The organism is Pseudarthrobacter sulfonivorans (assembly GCF_014712225.1).
In the GTDB taxonomy this organism is placed as follows: Bacteria; Actinomycetota; Actinomycetes; order Actinomycetales; family Micrococcaceae; genus Arthrobacter; species Arthrobacter sulfonivorans.
In genome coordinates, this window is record NZ_JACXBW010000007.1 from 167,492 (window position 1) to 186,021 (window position 18,530).

The window sequence follows — 18,530 nt, forward strand, 5'->3', positions numbered from 1 at the left end:
GCACCCCCGCTAGCCTTTGGGCTGGTCCGTATCGCCGCCGTCGGCATCCCCGCCGGAGCCTTCCCCGCCGGTGTCACCAGAGCCGGTGTCAGCGGCATCGGACCCGTTGGTGCCAGGGCCGCCAGCACCGGACTCGGCGGCGCCAGTATCACCGGAGTCCTGCGGGGCGTCATCGAAGCCTCCGCTCAGGAGCTTCTGCAGGGCGTCATCCACTTCGCTGTCACTGGCCTCCGCCAGCTTGCGCCGCCCGCCGAAGCCCTGGGGGTCATCGAGGTCCTCCGCGGTGGGCAGCAGGTCCGGGTGCTGCCAGATGGCGTCGCGTCCGGCAATGCCGCGTTCCTCCTTGAGGACGGCCCACAGGGTGGCAGCCTCCCGCAGCCGGCGGGGACGCAGCTCAAGCCCCACGAGTGAGGCAAAGGCGTGCTCAGCGGGTCCGCCGGTGGCGCGCCGCCGGCGGACGGTCTCCCGGAGGGCGGCCGCGGAGGGCAGCATCTTTTCCGTGGCCGAAGCCGTGAGCTCGTCCACCCAGCCTTCAACGAGGGCCAGGGCTGTCTCCAGTTTTTCGAGTGCCTGCTCCTGGGCGGGAGTCCGCTGCGGCATAAAGACGCCCTTGGACAGCGCTTCCTGAATGCCTTCGGGGTTGCCGGGATCAAGGTCCCGGGCCAGTTCCTCGATGCGGGAGGTGTCGATGTGGATGCCGCGGGCGTAGGCCTCGATGGCGCCCAGGAGATGGCCGCGCAGCCAGGGGACCTGGACAAACAGGCGCGCGTGGGCCGCTTCCCGGACGGCGAGGAACAGGCGGATGTCGTTCTCCGGCAGGCTCAGCCCTTCGCCGAAGGACGCGACGTTGGACGGCAACAGGGCCATTTCAAGGTCGGCCAGCGGCACGCCGATGTCCGTTGAGCTGACGACGTCGGCGGAGAGCGCGCCAATGGCCTGCCCCAGCTGCATGCCGAAGATCGCTCCGCCCATGTTCTGGAGCATGGACGATGCCCCGCCCATCATGGACTTCATCTCCTCAGGCATCTGTTCGGTCATGGCGCTGGAGAGAGCATTGGCGATGCTGTTGGCGACGGGTTCGGTCAGCCGCTTCCACGTTCCGAGGGTGGCTTCCACCCACTCGGCGCGGGACCAGGCCCGGCCGATCAGGCCGGTGGCTGGGAGGTCGGTCACCGGATCGAGCCAGAGTTCGGCAAGCCGCAGGGCTTCGTCCACTTCCCGGCTTTGCTGGGACGTGACGGACGGGTCCGCGCTGCTGGCCGCGACGCGACGGGCGTTTTCGTGGGCGAGCTGCCAGTTGACGGGGCCCTCCGAGGGGGCGCTCATCATGGCCTGGACCTGGGAAAACATCTGCGCGAGCAGGTTGGGGTCATCCGGCAGGCCGGCAGCTTTCGCCAGTTCGGCGGGGTCGAAGTTTTCCATACCCTTGCCGCCCATCAGGTTCTGCAGCATCTCGGTCAACGGATCCTTTGGCGTGTCATCGCCGTCGGACGGATTGAGTGGGTTGGAGGTCATGGTCCCGCCGATCGTCAGTTTGAGCGTTCACTTCACGGTACCCCGGGCCGGGGCGGCTGTCTGCCGGACAGGGTGGACGTTCGCTCTAGGCAAAGAGCTGGCTGACAGCGTCACCGCGTAGTGTTGGTTCAGTGACTACAACCCGTGGCGAACACCCACACGAGGACCACGCTCCCAAGCTCGACGTCGGCGCAACCGTGCCTGCCGGACCGCCCGAACTGCCTGCGGCTGGCGTTGCTCCTGCCGGGCACTTTGCCCCGCGGAACCCACGGCAGGGGGACAGGCGGGTGTCCGTCATGATGCTCTCGGGAATGTTGGCTGTGGGGCTGGGCATAGCGGCTGCCACCATTCCGGTGCCTTATGTCGTGGAACGGGCCGGGCCCACGTTCAACACTCTTGACAGGTCCGGAGACACTCCCGTCATCAGTGTTACGGGACACGAGACCTATCCGGCGAAAGGCAACCTGGACCTGACAACGGTGTATGTCGAGGGCGGCCCCACCGGCCCGGTCAGCATTTTGGGGGTTTTCGGCGCATGGCTGGACGGATCCAAATCCGTGTACCCGCAGGAGCTGATTTACCCCACCGGCACCACCAAAGAGCAGGCCGAAGAACAGAGCTCCGTGGCCATGACCACATCGCAGGAGAATGCTGTCGCGTCCGCACTCAGGGAGCTCGACATTCCCTTTGGCCAGCAACTGCAGGCCGCCGGGCTCTCCGACGGATCGCCGTCGGCCGGCAAAGTCGAGGTCGGTGACATCTTCGAGACCATCAACGGAAAGCCCATCACGTCCCTCGCCGTGGTGCAGGCGGAACTGGCAGCCGGCAACGGCGCTCCTGTCACCCTCGTGGTGCAGCGTGCGGGGGCGTCCGTCACCCAAACCATCACCCCCAAGGACAACGGGGCCGGCCGTTACATCCTGGGAATCATGCTGAAGTATCTGTTCACGTTTCCCTTCGACGTGAAGATTTCCCTGGACAAGGTGGGCGGCCCCAGCGCCGGCCTGATGTTTTCGCTGGGGATCGTAGACACTGTCACGCCGGGCGACCTGACCGGTGGCAAGCACATTGCCGGCACCGGAACCATTACTCCCGACGGAACTGTGGGCCCCATCGGCGGCATCCGGCAGAAGATGCTTGGCGCGCGCGCCGGGGGAGCCACGATGTTCCTCGCCCCGGCGGAAAACTGCGATGAGGTGGTGGGCAACGTGCCGGACGGAATGCAGGTGGTGAAGGTGGAGAACCTTGACCAGGCACGATCCGCCGTCGAACTCGCCGGATCAGGTCAGGACACGGCCGGTTTGCCGTCCTGCACCAGCAACTAGACTGAGGCCAGGAACTAAGCTTTGCCGCCACTCGTGGCAGATATGACGGACGTTGCCACACGCTTGACCGGTGCCGGACGTCAACCGCACACACACTCTTAATGTAAATCTGACGATCAGCTATGAGGTACCGCGTTTGTCCCGTCCCACCAGCCCCATTCATCCCGGAAGACCCCCATCGCGACGCGGGGCCCTGACACCCACCCTGATAGTCGTTGCCCTAGTAGTCGTGGGCTTCATCTTCTTCGCCAATGTGTGGACTGATGTCCTGTGGTACCAGCAGCTCGGTTACTTCGAAGTGTTCCTCACCGAAAACCTCTCCCGGATCCTGATCTTCCTCGCCGGCTTCGCGCTGATGTTCGTGGCCGTCTTTTTCGCCATCAGGATCGCCTACCGTGCCAGGCCCGTGTACGCGCCGGACTCCGAAATGCGTGACAACCTCAACCGGTACCAGGCCCAGCTTGAACCCGTCCGCCGCGTCGTTATGGTGGGGCTGCCGATCCTGTTCGGTCTCTTCGCCGGCAGCGCCGCCGCCAGCCAGTGGCAAAAGGTGCTCCTGTTCTTCAACCAGGAGCCGTTCGGCCAGCAGGATCCTCTGTTCGGGTTGGACATCAGCTTCTACGTGATGACCCTGCCGTTCCTGGGCTTCATCACCGGGTTCCTCATCAGCGTTGTAGTGGTGGCCGGCATCGCCGGCATCCTCACCCACTACCTCTACGGCAGCATCCGCCTGATGGAACGCGGCGTGTTCACCAGCCGGGCCGCGCAGATCCACCTCGCCGTCACGGGCGCAACTTTCCTGATCCTGCTTGGCGCCAACTTCTGGCTGGACCGCTATTCCGCGCTCCAGAGCAACGGCGGGCGCTGGGCGGGCGCTCTGTACACCGACGTCAACGCAGTGATTCCCACCAAGGCGATCCTCGCCGTCGCGGCCGTCCTGGTGGCCATTCTCTTCATCGTCGCCGCCATCATCGGCCGCTGGCGGCTGCCGGTCATCGGTACGGCCATGCTGATCATCACCTCGATCCTCGCCGGTGGCGTGTACCCGTGGGTCATCCAGCAGTTCCAGGTGCGGCCTTCGGAGCAGACGCTCGAGAAGGACTACATTGAGCGCAACATCGAGATGACCCGGGCGGCCTACGGCCTGGACCAGATCCAGGTGGACCGCTATAACGCGACCAACACGGCCAACACCGGGGCGCTTGCCCCGGACGCGCAGACCACAGCCAACATCCGGCTCCTGGACCCCAACCTGATCTCTGACGCGTTTGCCCAGCTGGAACAGTACCGGCCGTACTACCAGTTCCCCGAGGCGCTGAATGTTGACCGCTACGAGGTGGACGGCAAGATCCAGGACACCGTCATCGCCGTGCGTGAGCTGAACCCGGTCAACGTCGCCACGAACCAGCAGGGCTGGCTGAACCAGCACGTTGTCTATACCCACGGCTACGGCGTGGTCGCGGCCAAGGGAAACAAGTTCACCGTTGACGGCAAGCCGGAGTTTCTCCAGTCCGGAATTCCCTCCACCGGTGTCCTTGGCGACGATTCAACGTACCAGCCGAGGATCTACTTCGGCGAGAATTCTCCGGAGTACTCCATTGTTGGTGCGCCCGATGGCGCAGCCCCCCGTGAGCAGGACAGGCCCTCGGGTAAAGAGGGTGAGGCCGATAACCAGTACACCTTCGAAGGCAACGGCGGCCCGAATGTGGGCAGCTTCTTCAACAAGGTCCTCTACTCCATCAAGTTCCAGTCCTCGGACCTGCTGTTGTCCGATGGCGTCAATGCAGAGTCCCAGATCCTTTACGACCGCAGCCCGCGGGAGCGCGTCGAAAAGGTCGCGCCTTACCTGACGGTGGACGGCAATGCCTACCCTGCTGTTGTGGACGGCCGCGTCAAATGGATCGTGGACGGTTACACCACCAGCCAGTACTACCCGTACTCGCAGCAGGAACAGCTCTCGGCGGCCACGGCAGACTCGCAGACCTCCGCGGGGCGGTCGGTGGCACTGCCCAACAGCTCGGTGAACTACATCAGGAACTCCGTGAAAGCCACGGTCGATGCCTACGACGGTGCGGTGACCCTGTACGCGTGGGATGACCAGGATCCCATCCTGAAGGCGTGGCAGAAGGTTTATCCGACCTCCCTGAAGCCCTACTCGGAGATGTCCGGGGATGTCATGAGCCACGTCCGTTACCCCGAGGACCTCTTCAAGGTCCAGCGTGAACTCCTGGGCCGCTACCACGTGACTGACCCGGGCAGCTTCTACCAGGCGAAGGACGTCTGGAGCGTTCCTAACGATCCCACCGTGTCCACCGATGTCAAGCAGCCGCCGTTCTACATGTCACTGCAGATGCCTGACCAGAAGGAGCCCGCATTCCAGCTGACGTCCTCCTACATTCCGCAGATCGTGAACGGCACGGCCCGCAACGTCCTCTACGGCTTCCTCGCGGCAGACTCGGATGCCGGCAACGAGAAGGGCGTGAAGGCTGACACCTACGGCAAGCTCAGGCTGCTGCAGATTCCACCGGAGATCCAGGTTCCCGGACCCGGCCAGGCCCAGAACAAGTTCAACTCGGACCCCACTGTGTCCCAGGCCCTGAACCTTCTGCGCCAGGGCGCTTCGGAGGTGCTGAACGGCAACCTGCTGACGCTGCCCGTTGGTGGCGGCATCCTCTACGTCCAGCCTGTGTACCTCAAGTCCACCGGCGAGACGTCGTACCCGACGCTGCAGCGGGTGCTGGTTGCCTTCGGTGACAAGGTGGGCTTCGCGCCGACGCTCGACGGCGCGCTGAAGCAACTCTTCGGCGGTGACTCCGGTGCGGCTGCCGGTGACTCCGACAACACCGGCCAGACGCCTGCCACACCTGGCGAAACCCCGCCGGCCAGTGCAGGCGCCCAGGCTGACCTCAAGGCCGCCCTGGAGGCAGCGAACGCCGCCATCAAGGCAGGCCAGACGGCCCTGGCCGCCGGGGACTTCGCCGCCTACGGGGAAGAGCAGAAGAAGCTGGCTGCCGCCCTGCAGAAGGCTCTCGACGCTGAAGCGAAGATCCCGGTGCCGGCCCCGGAGACCACGCCGTCGCCGGAAGCCACACCGTCAGCCACGCCCTCGCCTTCAGCAACCAACTGACGGCGGGCCCAGCGAGACGCACATCACGCCACCAGGATTTGGCCTCCCGTTCACCGGACGGTAGAGTTGATCTTGCGACGCGGGGTGGAGCAGTTCGGTAGCTCGCTGGGCTCATAACCCAGAGGTCACAGGTTCAAATCCTGTCCCCGCAACCAAGAGTCTGTTACTAAAACCTTGGGGTTGAAAAACCCTTCGGATTCGCTTAGTGATCGACCCACGTTGGTGAATACGCGAGAGAGTCCGCCCGAAAGGGCGGGCTCTTTTGTTTTCCCACTTTGGACCGCTTCGCCGGTACTCTCCGATTTGGAAGCAAACCGCAGATCGCGCCGGACCTCGGCAGCGGCGTCTCGTACTGCCTCGAACGGATGGCTGCCTGATTTGAGCAGATCGGGCTGAGCAGGGTTTACCGACGAAAACGGGCCGTCTGGGCTACTTCCGTGTGTGATCGTCAGACCGGGTTCGGCCAGGGCACCGGCAGCCGCGTCCACATCACGCCGTCGCTCTGGTCGGTGACGTAGACCCAGCCCGCTTTACGGGACCTGGCCAGCGAGATCACGTGCGCAGTGCTCGCGGCATCAGCGGCGTAGATCAGGTGTCCGAAGCGATGCGCGGGGTACTTGGCAATCCAAGGCGGCTGGACCCAGGTTTCGTAGGTGGTGGCAGTGCCTTCGAAAGTGACCAGCACATCAGCCACCGGTGTGACGAGCTGCCAGGCAGTAGCGGCGGCGTTCCCTGGATTGCCCGCCACGATCCTGTTCTCTGCGGTCCCTTTGGCATCGGCGTAGAGCTGCTTGTAGTAGGCCAGCGCCGGCAAGCCTCCGGCGCCGGTCAAGGCCGGGTCGTTCGGCATTTCATCGAAGAAGATTCCATCCAGGGCCGGGTACCAGCGGTGATAGGAAGCGAGGTCCGCCTTGACGGCGGCCAAGGGGCGGGAGCCGTAACTGGTCGAGACGTACCCTATGACCCTGTGACGCCGGGTGTGGCATTGGGAGATGGCCCTGGTGTAGTCCGGATTCGCTGACGCTCCGGGGCCGCTGCCGGGATTCATGATGGCTATGGACCCGCTTTTCATGGTGTTCACCTGGGCCCAATAGTTCACGGGGGCACTCCACGCGGGGTAGAAGTAGGCGGGGACCAGCTGCCACTGGTTGACCGCGGCAGACTCGTGGGCCGAGATGCTGCTGGTCTCTGCAGGCGTGTTTGACGAATGTTTCACAATCGGCTCCCTGTTCGGTTTGGCGCTCTTGATCACGCACGGCTTCGGCGGAATGTGGGGCCGGGCGGGGGCGGGACCGTTGTCCGGTCAGCCTTGCTGGCCGCCCTCCGGCGGCGCAGCTCCAGCTTCAGGCTTTCCTCTCCTGCGGCCATGGCCCAGCGGTGGTTGGCTGCGAACAGGGGTCTGAACAGCCAGTTGAGCCGGCGCAGCAGCGGCTTGGCGGTGCTGACCCGCCAGTCGAACGTGATGACCACCTCGGGGCCGTCCGGCTCGAATGTCCACCGCCCCGTCCCGTTCAGGTCCCCTTCAGCAGTGAGGGCGAAGCCCTTCTCCGTGATCGGCTCGCTTACGGTCATGGTCCACCGCAGCGTGTAGGGCAGCCAGCCCTTCGTGTAGAGGGCAACCGCACGCCCGACACCATCCGGTCCGGCTTCCCTGATGACATGAACATCCAGATAGACAGCAGGCCACCAGGAATCCAGCCTCGGGCCGCCCAGGATCTCTTTGACGTCCGCGGCGGTCCCGGGGACGCGCCACGTCGTCTGCATTTCGTAGTCGGAGCTCTTAGCCATGGCTGGTCCTCAACGGATGGGCATCGTGCACCAATTCTGCTCCCGGAGCAAGGATCATTCCAGCATTGGTTCCGGCGCGATGGGGGCGCCTCGCCGACCGGCTGGGGAGCCCAATCCTCGCTAGGGTCGAGTTGCGAATGGTTATCCTTACAACGCCTTTCCCGCAACTCCACACTGGCGTGGATGGGGCTGGCGGCGGATGCTTTCTCGGGGCAGTGACAGTTCCTTGGCGACGGCCGCGATGGACATGCCGCGGGTAATAGGGCAGCAGCCCTTTCCGCTTGCCGCCGGGATCCCGTGAATGGGAGGCGGCTGAATGATGACCACCACGGGCGAGTGGTAATTGCCTCCGCCAAACTAGGGTAGTGTTGATCAAGCGACGCGGGGTGGAGCAGTTCGGTAGCTCGCTGGGCTCATAACCCAGAGGTCACAGGTTCAAATCCTGTCCCCGCAACCATATGAAAGACCCCGACCGGGAGTTACGCCGGCCGGGGTCTTTTTTTGCCCGGATACTGGTGGTTCCTAGTATTCTCGTTGGCAGAGCCGTTTGAGCACAGGTCAGTCATTCTCGAGAGGAATGTTTTTCGATGTCCACACCCACGAAGAAGCCCGCCTCTGCGACGCGCAAGCTGTCCAGGCTCTACTGGGGTGTTCCAGCCGTCCTTGTGGCTCTGGTGCTGGTGGTGCTGCTCGCTAAGTGGATGACAGGGCTGCCGGCGGTGGCCTCATTCCTCGCTGACTATCCGGGTCACTCGGAACTTCCCGACGGTGCGCCTGTGGGCTTCCCGGCATGGCTGGCTTGGCAGCACTTCCTTAACGGTTTCTTCCTGCTGCTGATCATCAGGACCGGCTGGCAGGTGCGGACCACCACCCGGCCCAGCGGGCACTGGACGCGTAACAACAAGGGCCTGATCAAAACCAAAAACGCGCCCACCAAGATCACCTTGGAGCTGTGGCTGCACCTGACCCTGGACGCGCTCTGGATCCTCAACGGCCTGGTGTTCGTGATCCTGCTGTTCGCCACCGGCCAGTGGATGCGAATTGTGCCCACCAGCTGGGATGTCTTCCCAAACGCGCTCTCGGCGGCCCTGCAGTACGCCTCGTTGAATTGGCCCACCGACAACGGCTGGGTCAACTACAACGCGTTGCAGCTGCTGACGTACTTCGCCACTGTGTTCATTGCAGCGCCGCTTGCGTTCATCTCCGGTATCCGGACATCATCAGCCTGGCCCAAGAAGGCGGCGGGCCTGAACAAGGCTTACCCCATGGAACTGGCACGCGCCATCCACTTCCCGGTGATGATTTACTTTGTCGCCTTCATCGTGGTGCACGTCTTCCTGGTGCTGGCCACCGGAGCGCTGCGCAACCTGAACCACATGTACGGCGGCAGTGACGATGTCAGCTGGTTTGGTTTCTGGGTATTTGTGGCGTCGGTTGCCGTGATGGTGGCAGCCTGGTTCCTGGCGCGTCCCCTCTTCCTCCGGCCCCTTGCCTCGCTCATGGGCAAAGTCAGCCGCTAGGCCGGCCCGCCGGAGTGGACCCTAGCCCCGGTTGTCCTTGAGCTTCTGGTAGGTGGCCAGCGCACGCTCGCGGGACTCGGGGAGTCCCACCACCGGGGCGGGGTAGCCCTGGAGGCCGGGCTCCTTCCACGGTTCGTGGATGGCCTTGCGGTCCAGCGGGGCAAGTTCGGGGATGAACTCGCGAAGGTACCGGCCTTCGGCGTCGAATTTCTTGCTCTGCGTCACCGGGTTGAAGATCCGGAAATAGGGTGAGGCGTCGGCGCCTGAGCCTGCCACCCACTGCCAGTTTGCCGGATTGCTGGCGGCATCGGCGTCCACCAGGGTGTCCCAGAACCACGCCTCGCCCAGCCGCCAGTCCGCAAGGAGGTTCTTGACCAGGAACGACGCTGCGGCCATCCGCACCCGGTTGTGCATCCAGCCTGTCTGCCACAGCTGCCGCATCCCGGCGTCCACCAGCGGATACCCGGTCCGGCCCTGCTGCCACGCGTGGAGTTCCGCTGCGGTGGGTTCCTGCCAGTCGAAGTGGTCAAACTCGGGGCGGTAGTTGCGGGTGGCCAGCTGCGGGTTGACGTAGAGCAGCTGCCAGCAGAACTCCCGCCAGCCAAGCTCGGACCGGAAGATTCCGACGTCGGGCGTTGTTTCGCGGGGAAAGCGGAGGCGGATCTCGTGCCAGACCCGGAACGGGCTGATTTCGCCAAAGCGCAGGTGCGGGGACAGCCTGCTGGTGCCTTCCACTCCGGGCACGTCCCGGCCGGTGCCGTACTCCTCCACCGGTCCGTCCAGGAAATCGTCCAGGCGGCTGTGGGCCCCGGCCTCACCGGGTTGCCAGGTCCGCACCAGGCCGCCGCTCCAGTCCGGGGACACGGGCAGCAATGACCAGTCTGCCAGGACGTCACTTCCCACCTGCCGCGGGCCGGTGTCGGAGCCGGTGGTGGCCAGGCCGGCGGGGGAGGGGAGTCTTGGCGGTGCGTCCAGAGGCTTGCGGGGTTCGCCTGACGCCGTGCAGGCCCGCCAGAACGGCGTGAAGACCTTGTACGGGCCTCCGCTGCCCGTGGTGATGCTCCACGGCTCGTAGAGCAGATTGGCCTGGAAGCTCGCGGCTTCGATGCCGTTCTCCGCCGCCCAGGCCTTGATTTCTGCGTCCACGGCACGCTCAGGGCCGCCGTAGCGGCGATTCCACAGCAGGTGCTTGGCGCCGGTTTCCGCCGCAAGCCCGCGGATCACCGGTCCCGCTGGTCCCCGCCGCAGGATCAGCGTGGAGCCGGCATCCGTCAGGGCCGCCCGAAGGGACGCCAGGGAGTGATGCAGCCACCATTTGGCTGCTCCGCCCAGGGGCCGGACGCCAGCGGATTCCTCGTCGAGAATGTACACCACTGTCAGTGGCAGTCCGATTTCGACGGCGTACGCAAGGGCGGGATTATCGTCCAGCCGGAGGTCATCACGGAGCCAGACAATGGTGGATGCGACGGGGGAGGCCATGGCCTCCACGCTACACACCCCGCGCGGCCGCCGTTAAGGGTGCCGTGGGCGGGTGAAACAGCAGGGGCCGGAGTTCGTCATGAACTCCGGCCCCTGCCGGACCCGCCCGAACGGCGGGCCGCTACCGGCTACAGCTTGTCGAAATCAGCTTCGTCGACGGTAGACCCGGAGGGGACCGACGCGCCCGAGGCGCCGATAGCCGGCTTGGCTCCGCCGGACTTCAGGGCGGCGAGGCGGGCCTCGATCTCGGTCTGCTCGCCGAGGTCCTCGAGCTGGTTGAACTGGGCGTCCAGGCTCGACGCTGCAAGTTCCTGCTGGCCGCGGACCTTGGCCTCTTCGCGGCGGATCTTCTCTTCGAAACGCCCCACCTCGCTGGTGGGATCCATGAAGTCGATGCTCTTGATGGCATCGTGCACCTGGGACTGCGCTGCGGCCGTCTTGGAGCGGGCCACCAGCTCGTTGCGCTTGCTGGTCAGCTCGTTGAGCTTGCCCTTCATCTGGTCCAAGCCGGTCTTGAGCTTGTCCACGACTTCGCGCTGCGAGGCGATGCTGGGCTCTGCACCCTTGGCCTCATTCTCGGCGGACATCTGGCGCTGCAGGGCCACCTTGGCAAGATTGTCGAACTTCTCGGCGTCGACGGTGTCGCCGCCGGACCTGTATTCGTCTGCCTTGCGCGAGGCCGCCAGGGCCTTGTTGCCCCAGTCCTGGGCGTTCTTGACGTCCTCGCGGTAGTCGTCCTCGAGCATCCGGAGGTTTCCGATGGTCTGGGCAACAGCGGACTCAGCCTCGGCAATGTTGTTCGTGTAGTCCCGGACCATCTGGTCCAGCATCTTCTGCGGATCCTCAGCGTTGTCCAGCAAAGAGTTGATGTTTGCCTTTGCAAGCTGCGCGATGCGGCCGAAAATGGACTGCTTAACCATGGTGTTACCTTTCGTCCTGCTCAATGGTGGCCACTGGAATCAGTGAACAGTTGTTGTACCGCTAAAGTTCGTCGCCGGGGGTGACCCCGACGGCGCCTAGCCTTTTCGGACTAGAAACTTCCGGAGTCGCCTCCGCCGAAATCTCCTCCGCCAAAGTCGCCGCCGCCGAAACCGCCGCCGTCTCCCCAGCCTCCGCCGTCGCTGTGGCCTCCGCCCCAGCCGCCTCCTCCACCGCCATTGAGGATGGAGTTGATGAGGATGCCGCCCAGGATGGCGCCGCCGAGCCCGCCGCCACCGCCCCGCCCGCCGAACATGCCACCGCCGAACCCTTGGTTGGCATAGCCACCGAAGTTGTCGACGTCGGACTGGGCAAGTTGCGCTGCCTGGGCTGCGAGGGCGTGTGCCTGCTGGGCGTACGTGAGCGCAGTGACGGGGTCGTTGCGCGAGATGGAGAGCGCGTAGTCAAGGTTCCGCTGCGATTCGGCAAGCCGGGTACGAGCTTCTGTGCCTACGCCACCGCGCCGTGCGGTGATGTAATCGGACGTCGCGCTGATCTGCGCCTGCGCCGACATGATGGTCTGCTGCAGCGAGGCCTGGGCGCGGCGCGCCTGGTCCTGCTGGTTCCGGATGCCGGTGAGGGACTGGTCCAGCGCCTGATGCGCGGTTTCAACGCGCTGCAGGGTAGCGATGGGATCGATCTTTCCACCCTGGATTTCCGCCTTCACCTGGCCCAGGGCAGCTTCAACGCCCGCTACGGGGCCGGCCAGTTCGGGGTGTTCACCGGACTGGATCATGGCCCTGGCCTGGGCAAGGTCCTGGGAGGTTTCGACGACGGCCGCCTCCAGTCCGTTGCGGGCCTCGTCCAGGCTGGCCGACACCTTGGCGATGGCGTCCAGCAGGACGTTGGTCTGGTGCAGGCTCTCTTCGGATGCCCGCACAGCCACGGCGGCGAGGCTGCCTTCACCGGCTGTGAGCTTCTCCTCGGCGGTGGCGGTGGCATTCTGCACGAAGGCGAGGCGTTCCTTGGCCTGTGTGATGTTGTCGGCGACCTGCACCAGGGCGCTGTCCGCATACTTGGCGCGCAAGGCTGTCAGTGACTGTTCCGCAGTGGCGATCTTGGCGTCTGCTTCCCGGGCACCTGCGCTCACGGCTGCCAGTGCCTGCGGGGCGTTCTTCTCGAGCTCGCGGAGCGAATCGAAGTCGGCCTTTTGCTCCTGGAGCGAGGCGAGCGCTGCTTCTGAGCGGCGGATGATCTCGCCGTACCAGCTGCGCTGCTGTTCTTCGGTGTCCGGGATGTGGTCATCCAATTGCTGCTGGAGCTTGAAGGACTCGGACATGTGAGCCTTGGCTTCGGCCAGGGCTTTCGTGAAGTTGCCTACCGCGGCATCGCCGTACTGGGCCTGGGCGAACCCGAGCTCCTGCTCGCTGGACTTGATCGCGTCGTCGGCTTCGATGATCAGGGGGCCGCTCTTGAGCCGCAGTTCCTCGATGCTAAGCGAAGCCAGGGGATCGAGTTCGGCGCCCTGGGGTCCGTAGCTGGCGCTGGATGCCTGGGCGGCCTTCTTCCGCTTGTTGCGGAAGTAGAGGTACGCGCCGGCACCGCCGGCGACAACTACACCAGTTCCTACAAGGACACTTGCGCCGGCGCCGTTGCCGGACGGGACGTTGCCGCTGCCACCACCTGCTGCATCGCCAATGGCAGCCGCTGTGTCTATGGCAGCCTGGGCGTAGTCCTTCTTACCACCAGCCAGATTCGCTGTTACGGCGTTCTGGCTGATATTGGACTGCTTTGACCGGATGGCACTCGAAGCGTCGGTCGCGAAGTAGAACTGGCCTGCCGTCGAAATGGCGAGCAGGACATCAGCCTTGCCCATTGATTTTTGCGTGGCAACAGCTTTGCCCCAGTCCTCGGGCTTCGAGGGGTTGTCGAAGGAGTTCACCGTGACCACGTAGAGGTTGTATTTGTGGTCCTTCAGCAGCGTTTGGATGGCGTTCTGCACCTCACCCTTGCGGCCGCCCAGGACATTGGCGTTATCCACAATGTTCGTGCCCGACGGGATGCTCACCGGTGGTTCAGCCCAAGCCGCGCCGGCGGGAACCGCGAGCAGCCCTGTCAGGCCGATCACGGCGAGGATACGTTTGAACTTTGACCGCATGTGCAACCCTTCAGCACGCCTGACACCGATTCGGGACGAATCAACGTCTCAGAATGCAGCAGCGCCCCCAGGCGTGGTGTAAAGCCGCAGGTCGCTGTGGCAATTCCTTTTGATTCTATGGTGCACCTTTGGGTGCGTCCACCGAGGGGAATATGCCACCAGCGAAAACCCCTGAGAGCACTCATGGGCGGCGGCTTGCACGCTTTCAGGAACCTCCCAGCCAACGTTCGCCGCAGTTCCAGTCAGACGGTACATAGTTAATGCAGAAGAGGATGAAAGGAAGTCCAATGACTGAGAACCCAACCCCGGGTGCAGCGCCTGATGACCGGCAACCGGACTGGAGCCGGAATCCGGCCCAGACCCCTTCGGAGGCCCGCAGCGACGCTGGCGGTCACTCCAATCCGACCGAGCAGCTGGACCGCTCCGGGGCGCCTGAGAACCCCACGCAGCAGCTGCCCGGTGCACCCCGTCCGGTCTATCCTCCCCGCGAGCCGTTCTACGGCCAGCCGGCCCACAACCAGCAGACCCAGCACCAGCAGCCTCACAACCAGCAGGTCCCGCATCAGCAGGCCCAGCATGGAGCGAATTCAGCGCTGCCCGGCGGCTACACGGGCCAGTACAACCCTGGTCAGTACAACTCGACCCCCAACCCCGCTGACGCTCCCCGCCGGAAGGCCTCATTCGGCGTCGGGACCCTGGTGGCGAGCATCCTGGCGGCCGGCCTCGTGGGCGGCGGCGTGGCCACTGTCGGTTCGGGTGCCCTCGGCAACGGTTCACCCTCGGCCGTCAGCAGCAGCACCGGCAGCCAGCCCGGGACGGTCATCGTCAACAACAAGGACGACGTCAACGCCATCACGGCGGCCGCACTGAAGGCGACCCCCAGCGTGGTGACCATCAGCGCCTCCAGCGGCAATGCCGGCGGCACCGGCTCGGGCATCGTCCTGGACGGCGACGGGCACATCCTCACCAACACCCACGTGGTAACCCTTGACGGCCAGACAGCCAATGCCACCCTGGAGGTACGCACCAGCACGGGCAAGGTCCTCAAGGCCACCCTGGTGGGCACGGACCCGCTGTCTGACCTTGCAGTGATCAAAGTGGACGACACCTCAGGGCTCACCCCCGCCACCCTCGGGGACTCCGGCAAGCTCAACGTCGGCGACACCGCAATTGCGATCGGCTCCCCGCTGGGCCTCACCGGCACGGTCACGGACGGCATCGTGTCCACCCTGAACCGGACCATCAGCGTGGCCTCCTCGGCCGCACCCAAGAACGGCGACAGCTCGCAGGGCGGCGATCAGGGCTTCCAGTTCGCGCCTCCGGGCGGGGGGCAGGGCCAGAGCACAGCGGCACAGGGTTCCATTGCCATTAATGTGATCCAAACTGATGCCGCCATCAACCCCGGCAACTCCGGTGGTGCGTTGGTGAACACCAAGGGTGAGATCATCGGCGTCAACGTGGCCATCGCCTCCGCCGGCTCTGATTCCTCTTCTTCGTCCTCCAGCGGAAACATCGGCGTCGGCTTCAGCATCCCCATCAACCACGCAAAGCGGGTGGCGCAGGAGCTCATCGACACCGGCAAGGCATCCCATGGCCAGCTGGGCGTCAGCGTCCGGGACAAGTCCTCAGGCAGTTCGTCGAGCTTCTCGGTGGGAGCCGACGTGGCCACTGTTGAAGCGAATTCAGCAGCCGCCAAGGCCGGCATCAAGGTGGGCGATGTGATCACCAAGTTCAACGACCTGACGGTCAGCGAGCCCAACCAGCTGACGGCAGCCGTCCGCGAACAGGCCGGCGGGTCCACGGTCAAGATCACCGTCCTGCGCAACGGCCAGGAGCAGACATTTGACGTGACGCTGGGCACCGCAGCGGACCAGTAGGAAGTACGGCAGGAAGCAAACGACGGCGGCGGTCACCACGGTGATCGCCGCCGTCGTTTGTCTCCGATAAACGCCCCGCCGGGCTCTGACACAGGCGTTAACGGGACGGCAACGGAACACGACTATATGGTTAGCTAGGATCTACCCGTACCCCGGGCGTTCCGAGGCCATGACCCCACCCGGCTGGCTGTCCACAAGCATGGAAGGCTGCTGTAAACACAGTGGAAGAGACATTGAAGATCATCGTCCTGGTCAAGCATGTACCGGACGCCCAGTTCGACCGTCACCTCAACGGGGAGGGCTACACCACGGACCGCGACGAAAGCATCCTTTCGGAGCTGGACGAATATGCGCTCGAGGCTGCCCTGCAGCTGGCCGAGGCCCGCGGCGGCGCCAAGGCAGGGAACCAGGTCATTGCACTGAGCATGGGTCCCGCCGGCGCGGTCAACGCCGTCAAGAAGTCGCTCCAGATGGGTGCCACCGAGGGCGTGCACCTGACGGACAGCGCCCTGGCGGGTTCCGACGCCGCCGCGACCTCGCTCGCGCTGGCGGCCGCCATCCGCCACGTCGGCGGGGTGGACCTCGTCCTCACCGGCATGGCCTCCACCGACGGCGAAACATCCCTGGTGCCGGCCCAGCTGGCCGAACGCCTGGGCCTTCCGCAGGTCACCTTCGCGTCCTCGCTGACGGTCGACGGCGGCCGCCTCACCGCCCGCCGCGACGCCGACACCTACTCCGAGACCGTCGAGGCCCCGCTGCCTGCAGTCGTCTCCGTGACGGACCAGATCAACGAGCCGCGGTACCCCAACTTCAAGGGCATCATCGCCGCCAAGCGCAAGAGCATCACCACCCTCTCGCTGGCCGATATCGGCGTCGATCCGGCACAGGTGGGCCGCTCCGGATCCTGGACCACGGTGACCACCGCCGCGGAACGTCCGCCACGCACCGCAGGCACCATCATCACCGACGAGGGCGACGCCGGCATCAAGCTCGTCGACTTCCTGGCCGCCCAGAAGCTGCTCTAAGAGGGATCACAGACATGGCTAACGTACTTGTATTCATTGACAACCCCGGAGATGCTCTGAAGAAGAGCAGCCTGGAACTGCTGACCGCGGGCCGTGCCCTGGGTGAAACCGCCGTCGCCGTCAACGGTGACGTGCACCCCGCAGTCTCGGCCGCGTTCGCCGAGTACGGCGTCACTGCTGTCTTCCAGCCCTCCGCCGCCGACCTGGATGACTACCTCGTGGCGCCCAAGGCGGCCTACCTCGCCGCCGCCGCCGCAGCAGCCGGCGCCAGCACGGTGCTCCTCGACAATTCGCCCGAAGGCAAGGAAATCGCGGCCCGGCTTGGCATCAGGCTCAACGCCGGTGTGATCACCGATGTTGTTGGGGTTGACGCCGATGGCACAGCGCACAAGTCGGTCCTGGCCGGGTCCTACACCACTGCTGCCAAAGCCACGACGCCGGTCTCCGTGCTGACGCTGAAGGCAAACAGCATCACCCCGGAGCCAGCCTCGGCTGCCACTGCACCGGAGTCTTCCATCGTGGAGGTACCCGACGACGGCACTGCAACGGCTGCCCGCATCACCTCCCGCGAGCAAAAAGTGGCCAGCGGCCGTCCGGACCTCACCGACGCGCGGATTGTTGTTGCCGGCGGGCGCGGCCTCGACGGCGACTTCGGCCCCGTGGAGGAACTTGCGGATGCGCTGGGTGCTGCAGTGGGTGCCTCCCGCGCAGCCACCGATGCCGGCTGGATCAGCCACGACGCGCAGGTAGGCCAGACCGGGAAAACCGTGTCCCCGCAGCTCTACATCTCGGCCGGCATCTCCGGTGCCATCCAGCAGAAAGCCGGGATGCAGACGGCCAAGGTCATCGTGGCCATCAACAAGGACGCCGAGTCGCCGGTTTTCGAGATCGCCGACTTCGGCATCATCGGGGACCTTTTCGACGTCCTGCCCCAGGCCACGGAAGAAATCAAGAAGCGTAAAGGCTGATTGTGGCTGAACCCGCTGCCCCGGCACAGAGCCCGTTCGACCCGGCCACACACCGGGTGGGGCGGGTGCTCTGTTTCGCCGCCCACCCGGACGACATCGACTTCGCTGCCGCGGGCACCATTGCCGCCTGGACAGCCGCCGGCGTCCACGTCAGTTACTGCATCATGACCGACGGCGACGCCGGCGGGTTTGATCCGGCGCACCGGGCAGAGATCGTTGCACTCAGGGCCGCCGAGCAAAGCCGGGCGGCCGGACTTGTGGGCGTCACCGAGATTTTTTACCTGCACGAGCGCGACGGCTACCTGGAACCGACGCACGAGGTGATCAAAGGTGTGGTGAAGCTGATCCGGGAAGTCCGTCCCGACGTCGTGCTTGCCATGCATCCGGAACGGAACTGGAACCGCCTCCAGAAGAGCCACCCGGACCACCTCGCGGTGGGGGAGGCCGTGACCAGGGCTGTCTATCCCGCGGTGGAGAATCCCTTCGCCTACCCCGAGCTGGCGGAGGCCGGACTGGCGGCGTACAAACTCCCGTGGCTGTGGCTTTACGCCGGGCCGGACGAGCGCGAGAACCATTTTGTTGACGTCACGGACCACGTGGCAACCAAGCTCGAGGCCATCCATGTGCATGTCAGCCAGCATCCCGACGCTGCCGCCATGGAATTGGTGGTCCGGAACGGACTGCTCGCAAACGCACGGCGAGGCGGCCTACCGGATGGCCGCAGCGCCGAAGCGTTCCATGTGGTGGCCGTAAACGGCCCGGGGACCATCGCCGGCTTCTAGGCGGTCAGCCTCAAAGCGCCGTCAGCCTCCAGCCATCAGGACTCCAGC

The 18,530-nt window shown here is 65.0% G+C and carries 13 protein-coding genes and 2 tRNA genes; 9 read left to right on the forward strand and 6 right to left on the reverse strand.

Going from position 1 to position 18,530, the window contains the following annotated elements:
* Positions 1–9: 9 nt before the first annotated feature.
* Entirely contained in the window at positions 10–1,515 is a 1,506-nt protein-coding gene (locus IAQ70_RS11010) for a zinc-dependent metalloprotease (protein WP_190989361.1), read from the reverse strand.
* A gap of 131 nt (positions 1,516–1,646) precedes the next feature.
* Between IAQ70_RS11010 and IAQ70_RS11015 the strand changes: the two genes are divergently transcribed.
* The 3 genes from IAQ70_RS11015 to IAQ70_RS11025 all read left to right on the forward strand — a co-directional run bounded on the left by IAQ70_RS11015 (position 1,647) and on the right by IAQ70_RS11025 (position 6,122).
* Positions 1,647–2,840: a YlbL family protein gene (locus IAQ70_RS11015; protein WP_317983631.1), complete on the forward strand. Its 1,194-nt coding sequence runs from the start codon at positions 1,647–1,649 to the stop codon at positions 2,838–2,840.
* Positions 2,841–3,033: 193 nt separating this feature from the next.
* Complete coding sequence (locus IAQ70_RS11020) at positions 3,034–5,967, forward strand: UPF0182 family membrane protein (protein WP_407682579.1); 2,934 nt, start codon at positions 3,034–3,036, stop codon at positions 5,965–5,967.
* Positions 5,968–6,045: 78 nt separating this feature from the next.
* Positions 6,046–6,122 (forward strand) — tRNA-Met (locus tag IAQ70_RS11025).
* Between the two features lie 293 nt (positions 6,123–6,415).
* Here the strand turns inward: IAQ70_RS11025 and IAQ70_RS11030 are convergent.
* Together IAQ70_RS11030 and IAQ70_RS11035 are read right to left on the reverse strand one after the other, a co-directional pair.
* Positions 6,416–7,183, reverse strand: a complete 768-nt coding sequence (locus tag IAQ70_RS11030; protein ID WP_190989363.1) for a spherulation-specific family 4 protein — start codon at positions 7,181–7,183, stop codon at positions 6,416–6,418.
* Positions 7,184–7,215: 32 nt separating this feature from the next.
* A complete protein-coding gene (locus tag IAQ70_RS11035) occupies positions 7,216–7,755 on the reverse strand; it encodes an SRPBCC family protein (protein ID WP_190989364.1) in 540 nt (179 codons plus the stop codon).
* A gap of 380 nt (positions 7,756–8,135) precedes the next feature.
* On the opposite strand from IAQ70_RS11035, the gene IAQ70_RS11040 reads away from it, so the two are divergent.
* Together IAQ70_RS11040 and IAQ70_RS11045 are read left to right on the forward strand one after the other, a co-directional pair.
* Positions 8,136–8,212 (forward strand) — tRNA-Met (locus IAQ70_RS11040).
* 130 nt (positions 8,213–8,342) lie between these two features.
* Positions 8,343–9,275 carry a cytochrome b/b6 domain-containing protein gene (locus IAQ70_RS11045; RefSeq protein WP_190989365.1) on the forward strand — a complete coding sequence of 311 codons (933 nt, stop codon included), beginning with the start codon at positions 8,343–8,345 and terminating at the stop codon, positions 9,273–9,275.
* A gap of 21 nt (positions 9,276–9,296) precedes the next feature.
* On the opposite strand, the gene IAQ70_RS11050 is transcribed toward IAQ70_RS11045, so the two are convergent.
* From IAQ70_RS11050 to IAQ70_RS11060, 3 genes are all read right to left on the reverse strand, one after another.
* Entirely contained in the window at positions 9,297–10,754 is a 1,458-nt protein-coding gene (locus tag IAQ70_RS11050) for a cryptochrome/photolyase family protein (RefSeq protein ID WP_190989366.1), read from the reverse strand.
* 128 nt (positions 10,755–10,882) lie between these two features.
* Entirely contained in the window at positions 10,883–11,674 is a 792-nt protein-coding gene (locus tag IAQ70_RS11055) for a PspA/IM30 family protein (RefSeq protein WP_190989367.1), read from the reverse strand.
* Positions 11,675–11,784: 110 nt separating this feature from the next.
* Positions 11,785–13,830 (reverse strand): TPM domain-containing protein, encoded by a 2,046-nt coding sequence (locus tag IAQ70_RS11060; RefSeq protein ID WP_190989368.1) that lies wholly within the window; start codon positions 13,828–13,830, stop codon positions 11,785–11,787.
* Between the two features lie 287 nt (positions 13,831–14,117).
* Between IAQ70_RS11060 and IAQ70_RS11065 the strand changes: the two genes are divergently transcribed.
* From IAQ70_RS11065 to IAQ70_RS11080, 4 genes are all read left to right on the forward strand, one after another.
* Positions 14,118–15,707, forward strand: a complete 1,590-nt coding sequence (locus tag IAQ70_RS11065) for a S1C family serine protease (RefSeq protein ID WP_190989369.1) — start codon at positions 14,118–14,120, stop codon at positions 15,705–15,707.
* A 233-nt stretch (positions 15,708–15,940) separates the two neighbouring features.
* Positions 15,941–16,732 carry an electron transfer flavoprotein subunit beta/FixA family protein gene (locus tag IAQ70_RS11070; RefSeq protein WP_190989427.1) on the forward strand — a complete coding sequence of 264 codons (792 nt, stop codon included), beginning with the start codon at positions 15,941–15,943 and terminating at the stop codon, positions 16,730–16,732.
* Positions 16,733–16,746: 14 nt separating this feature from the next.
* Positions 16,747–17,700 (forward strand): electron transfer flavoprotein subunit alpha/FixB family protein, encoded by a 954-nt coding sequence (locus IAQ70_RS11075; RefSeq protein WP_190989370.1) that lies wholly within the window; start codon positions 16,747–16,749, stop codon positions 17,698–17,700.
* 2 nt (positions 17,701–17,702) lie between these two features.
* Entirely contained in the window at positions 17,703–18,482 is a 780-nt protein-coding gene (locus tag IAQ70_RS11080) for a PIG-L deacetylase family protein (protein ID WP_190989371.1), read from the forward strand.
* The last annotated feature ends 48 nt before the right edge of the window (positions 18,483–18,530 follow it).

Excerpts from the sequence above, each read along its gene's own strand:
- IAQ70_RS11010 (WP_190989361.1), bottom strand. The coding sequence starts at position 1,515 with ATGACCTCCAACCCACTCAATCCGTCCGACGGCGATGACACGCCAAAG.
- IAQ70_RS11035 (WP_190989364.1), bottom strand. The coding sequence starts at position 7,755 with ATGGCTAAGAGCTCCGACTACGAAATGCAGACGACGTGGCGCGTCCCC.
- IAQ70_RS11045 (WP_190989365.1), top strand. The coding sequence starts at position 8,343 with ATGTCCACACCCACGAAGAAGCCCGCCTCTGCGACGCGCAAGCTGTCC.
- IAQ70_RS11050 (WP_190989366.1), bottom strand. The coding sequence starts at position 10,754 with ATGGCCTCCCCCGTCGCATCCACCATTGTCTGGCTCCGTGATGACCTC.
- IAQ70_RS11055 (WP_190989367.1), bottom strand. The coding sequence starts at position 11,674 with ATGGTTAAGCAGTCCATTTTCGGCCGCATCGCGCAGCTTGCAAAGGCA.
- IAQ70_RS11060 (WP_190989368.1), bottom strand. The coding sequence starts at position 13,830 with ATGCGGTCAAAGTTCAAACGTATCCTCGCCGTGATCGGCCTGACAGGG.
- IAQ70_RS11065 (WP_190989369.1), top strand. The coding sequence starts at position 14,118 with ATGACTGAGAACCCAACCCCGGGTGCAGCGCCTGATGACCGGCAACCG.
- IAQ70_RS11075 (WP_190989370.1), top strand. The coding sequence starts at position 16,747 with ATGGCTAACGTACTTGTATTCATTGACAACCCCGGAGATGCTCTGAAG.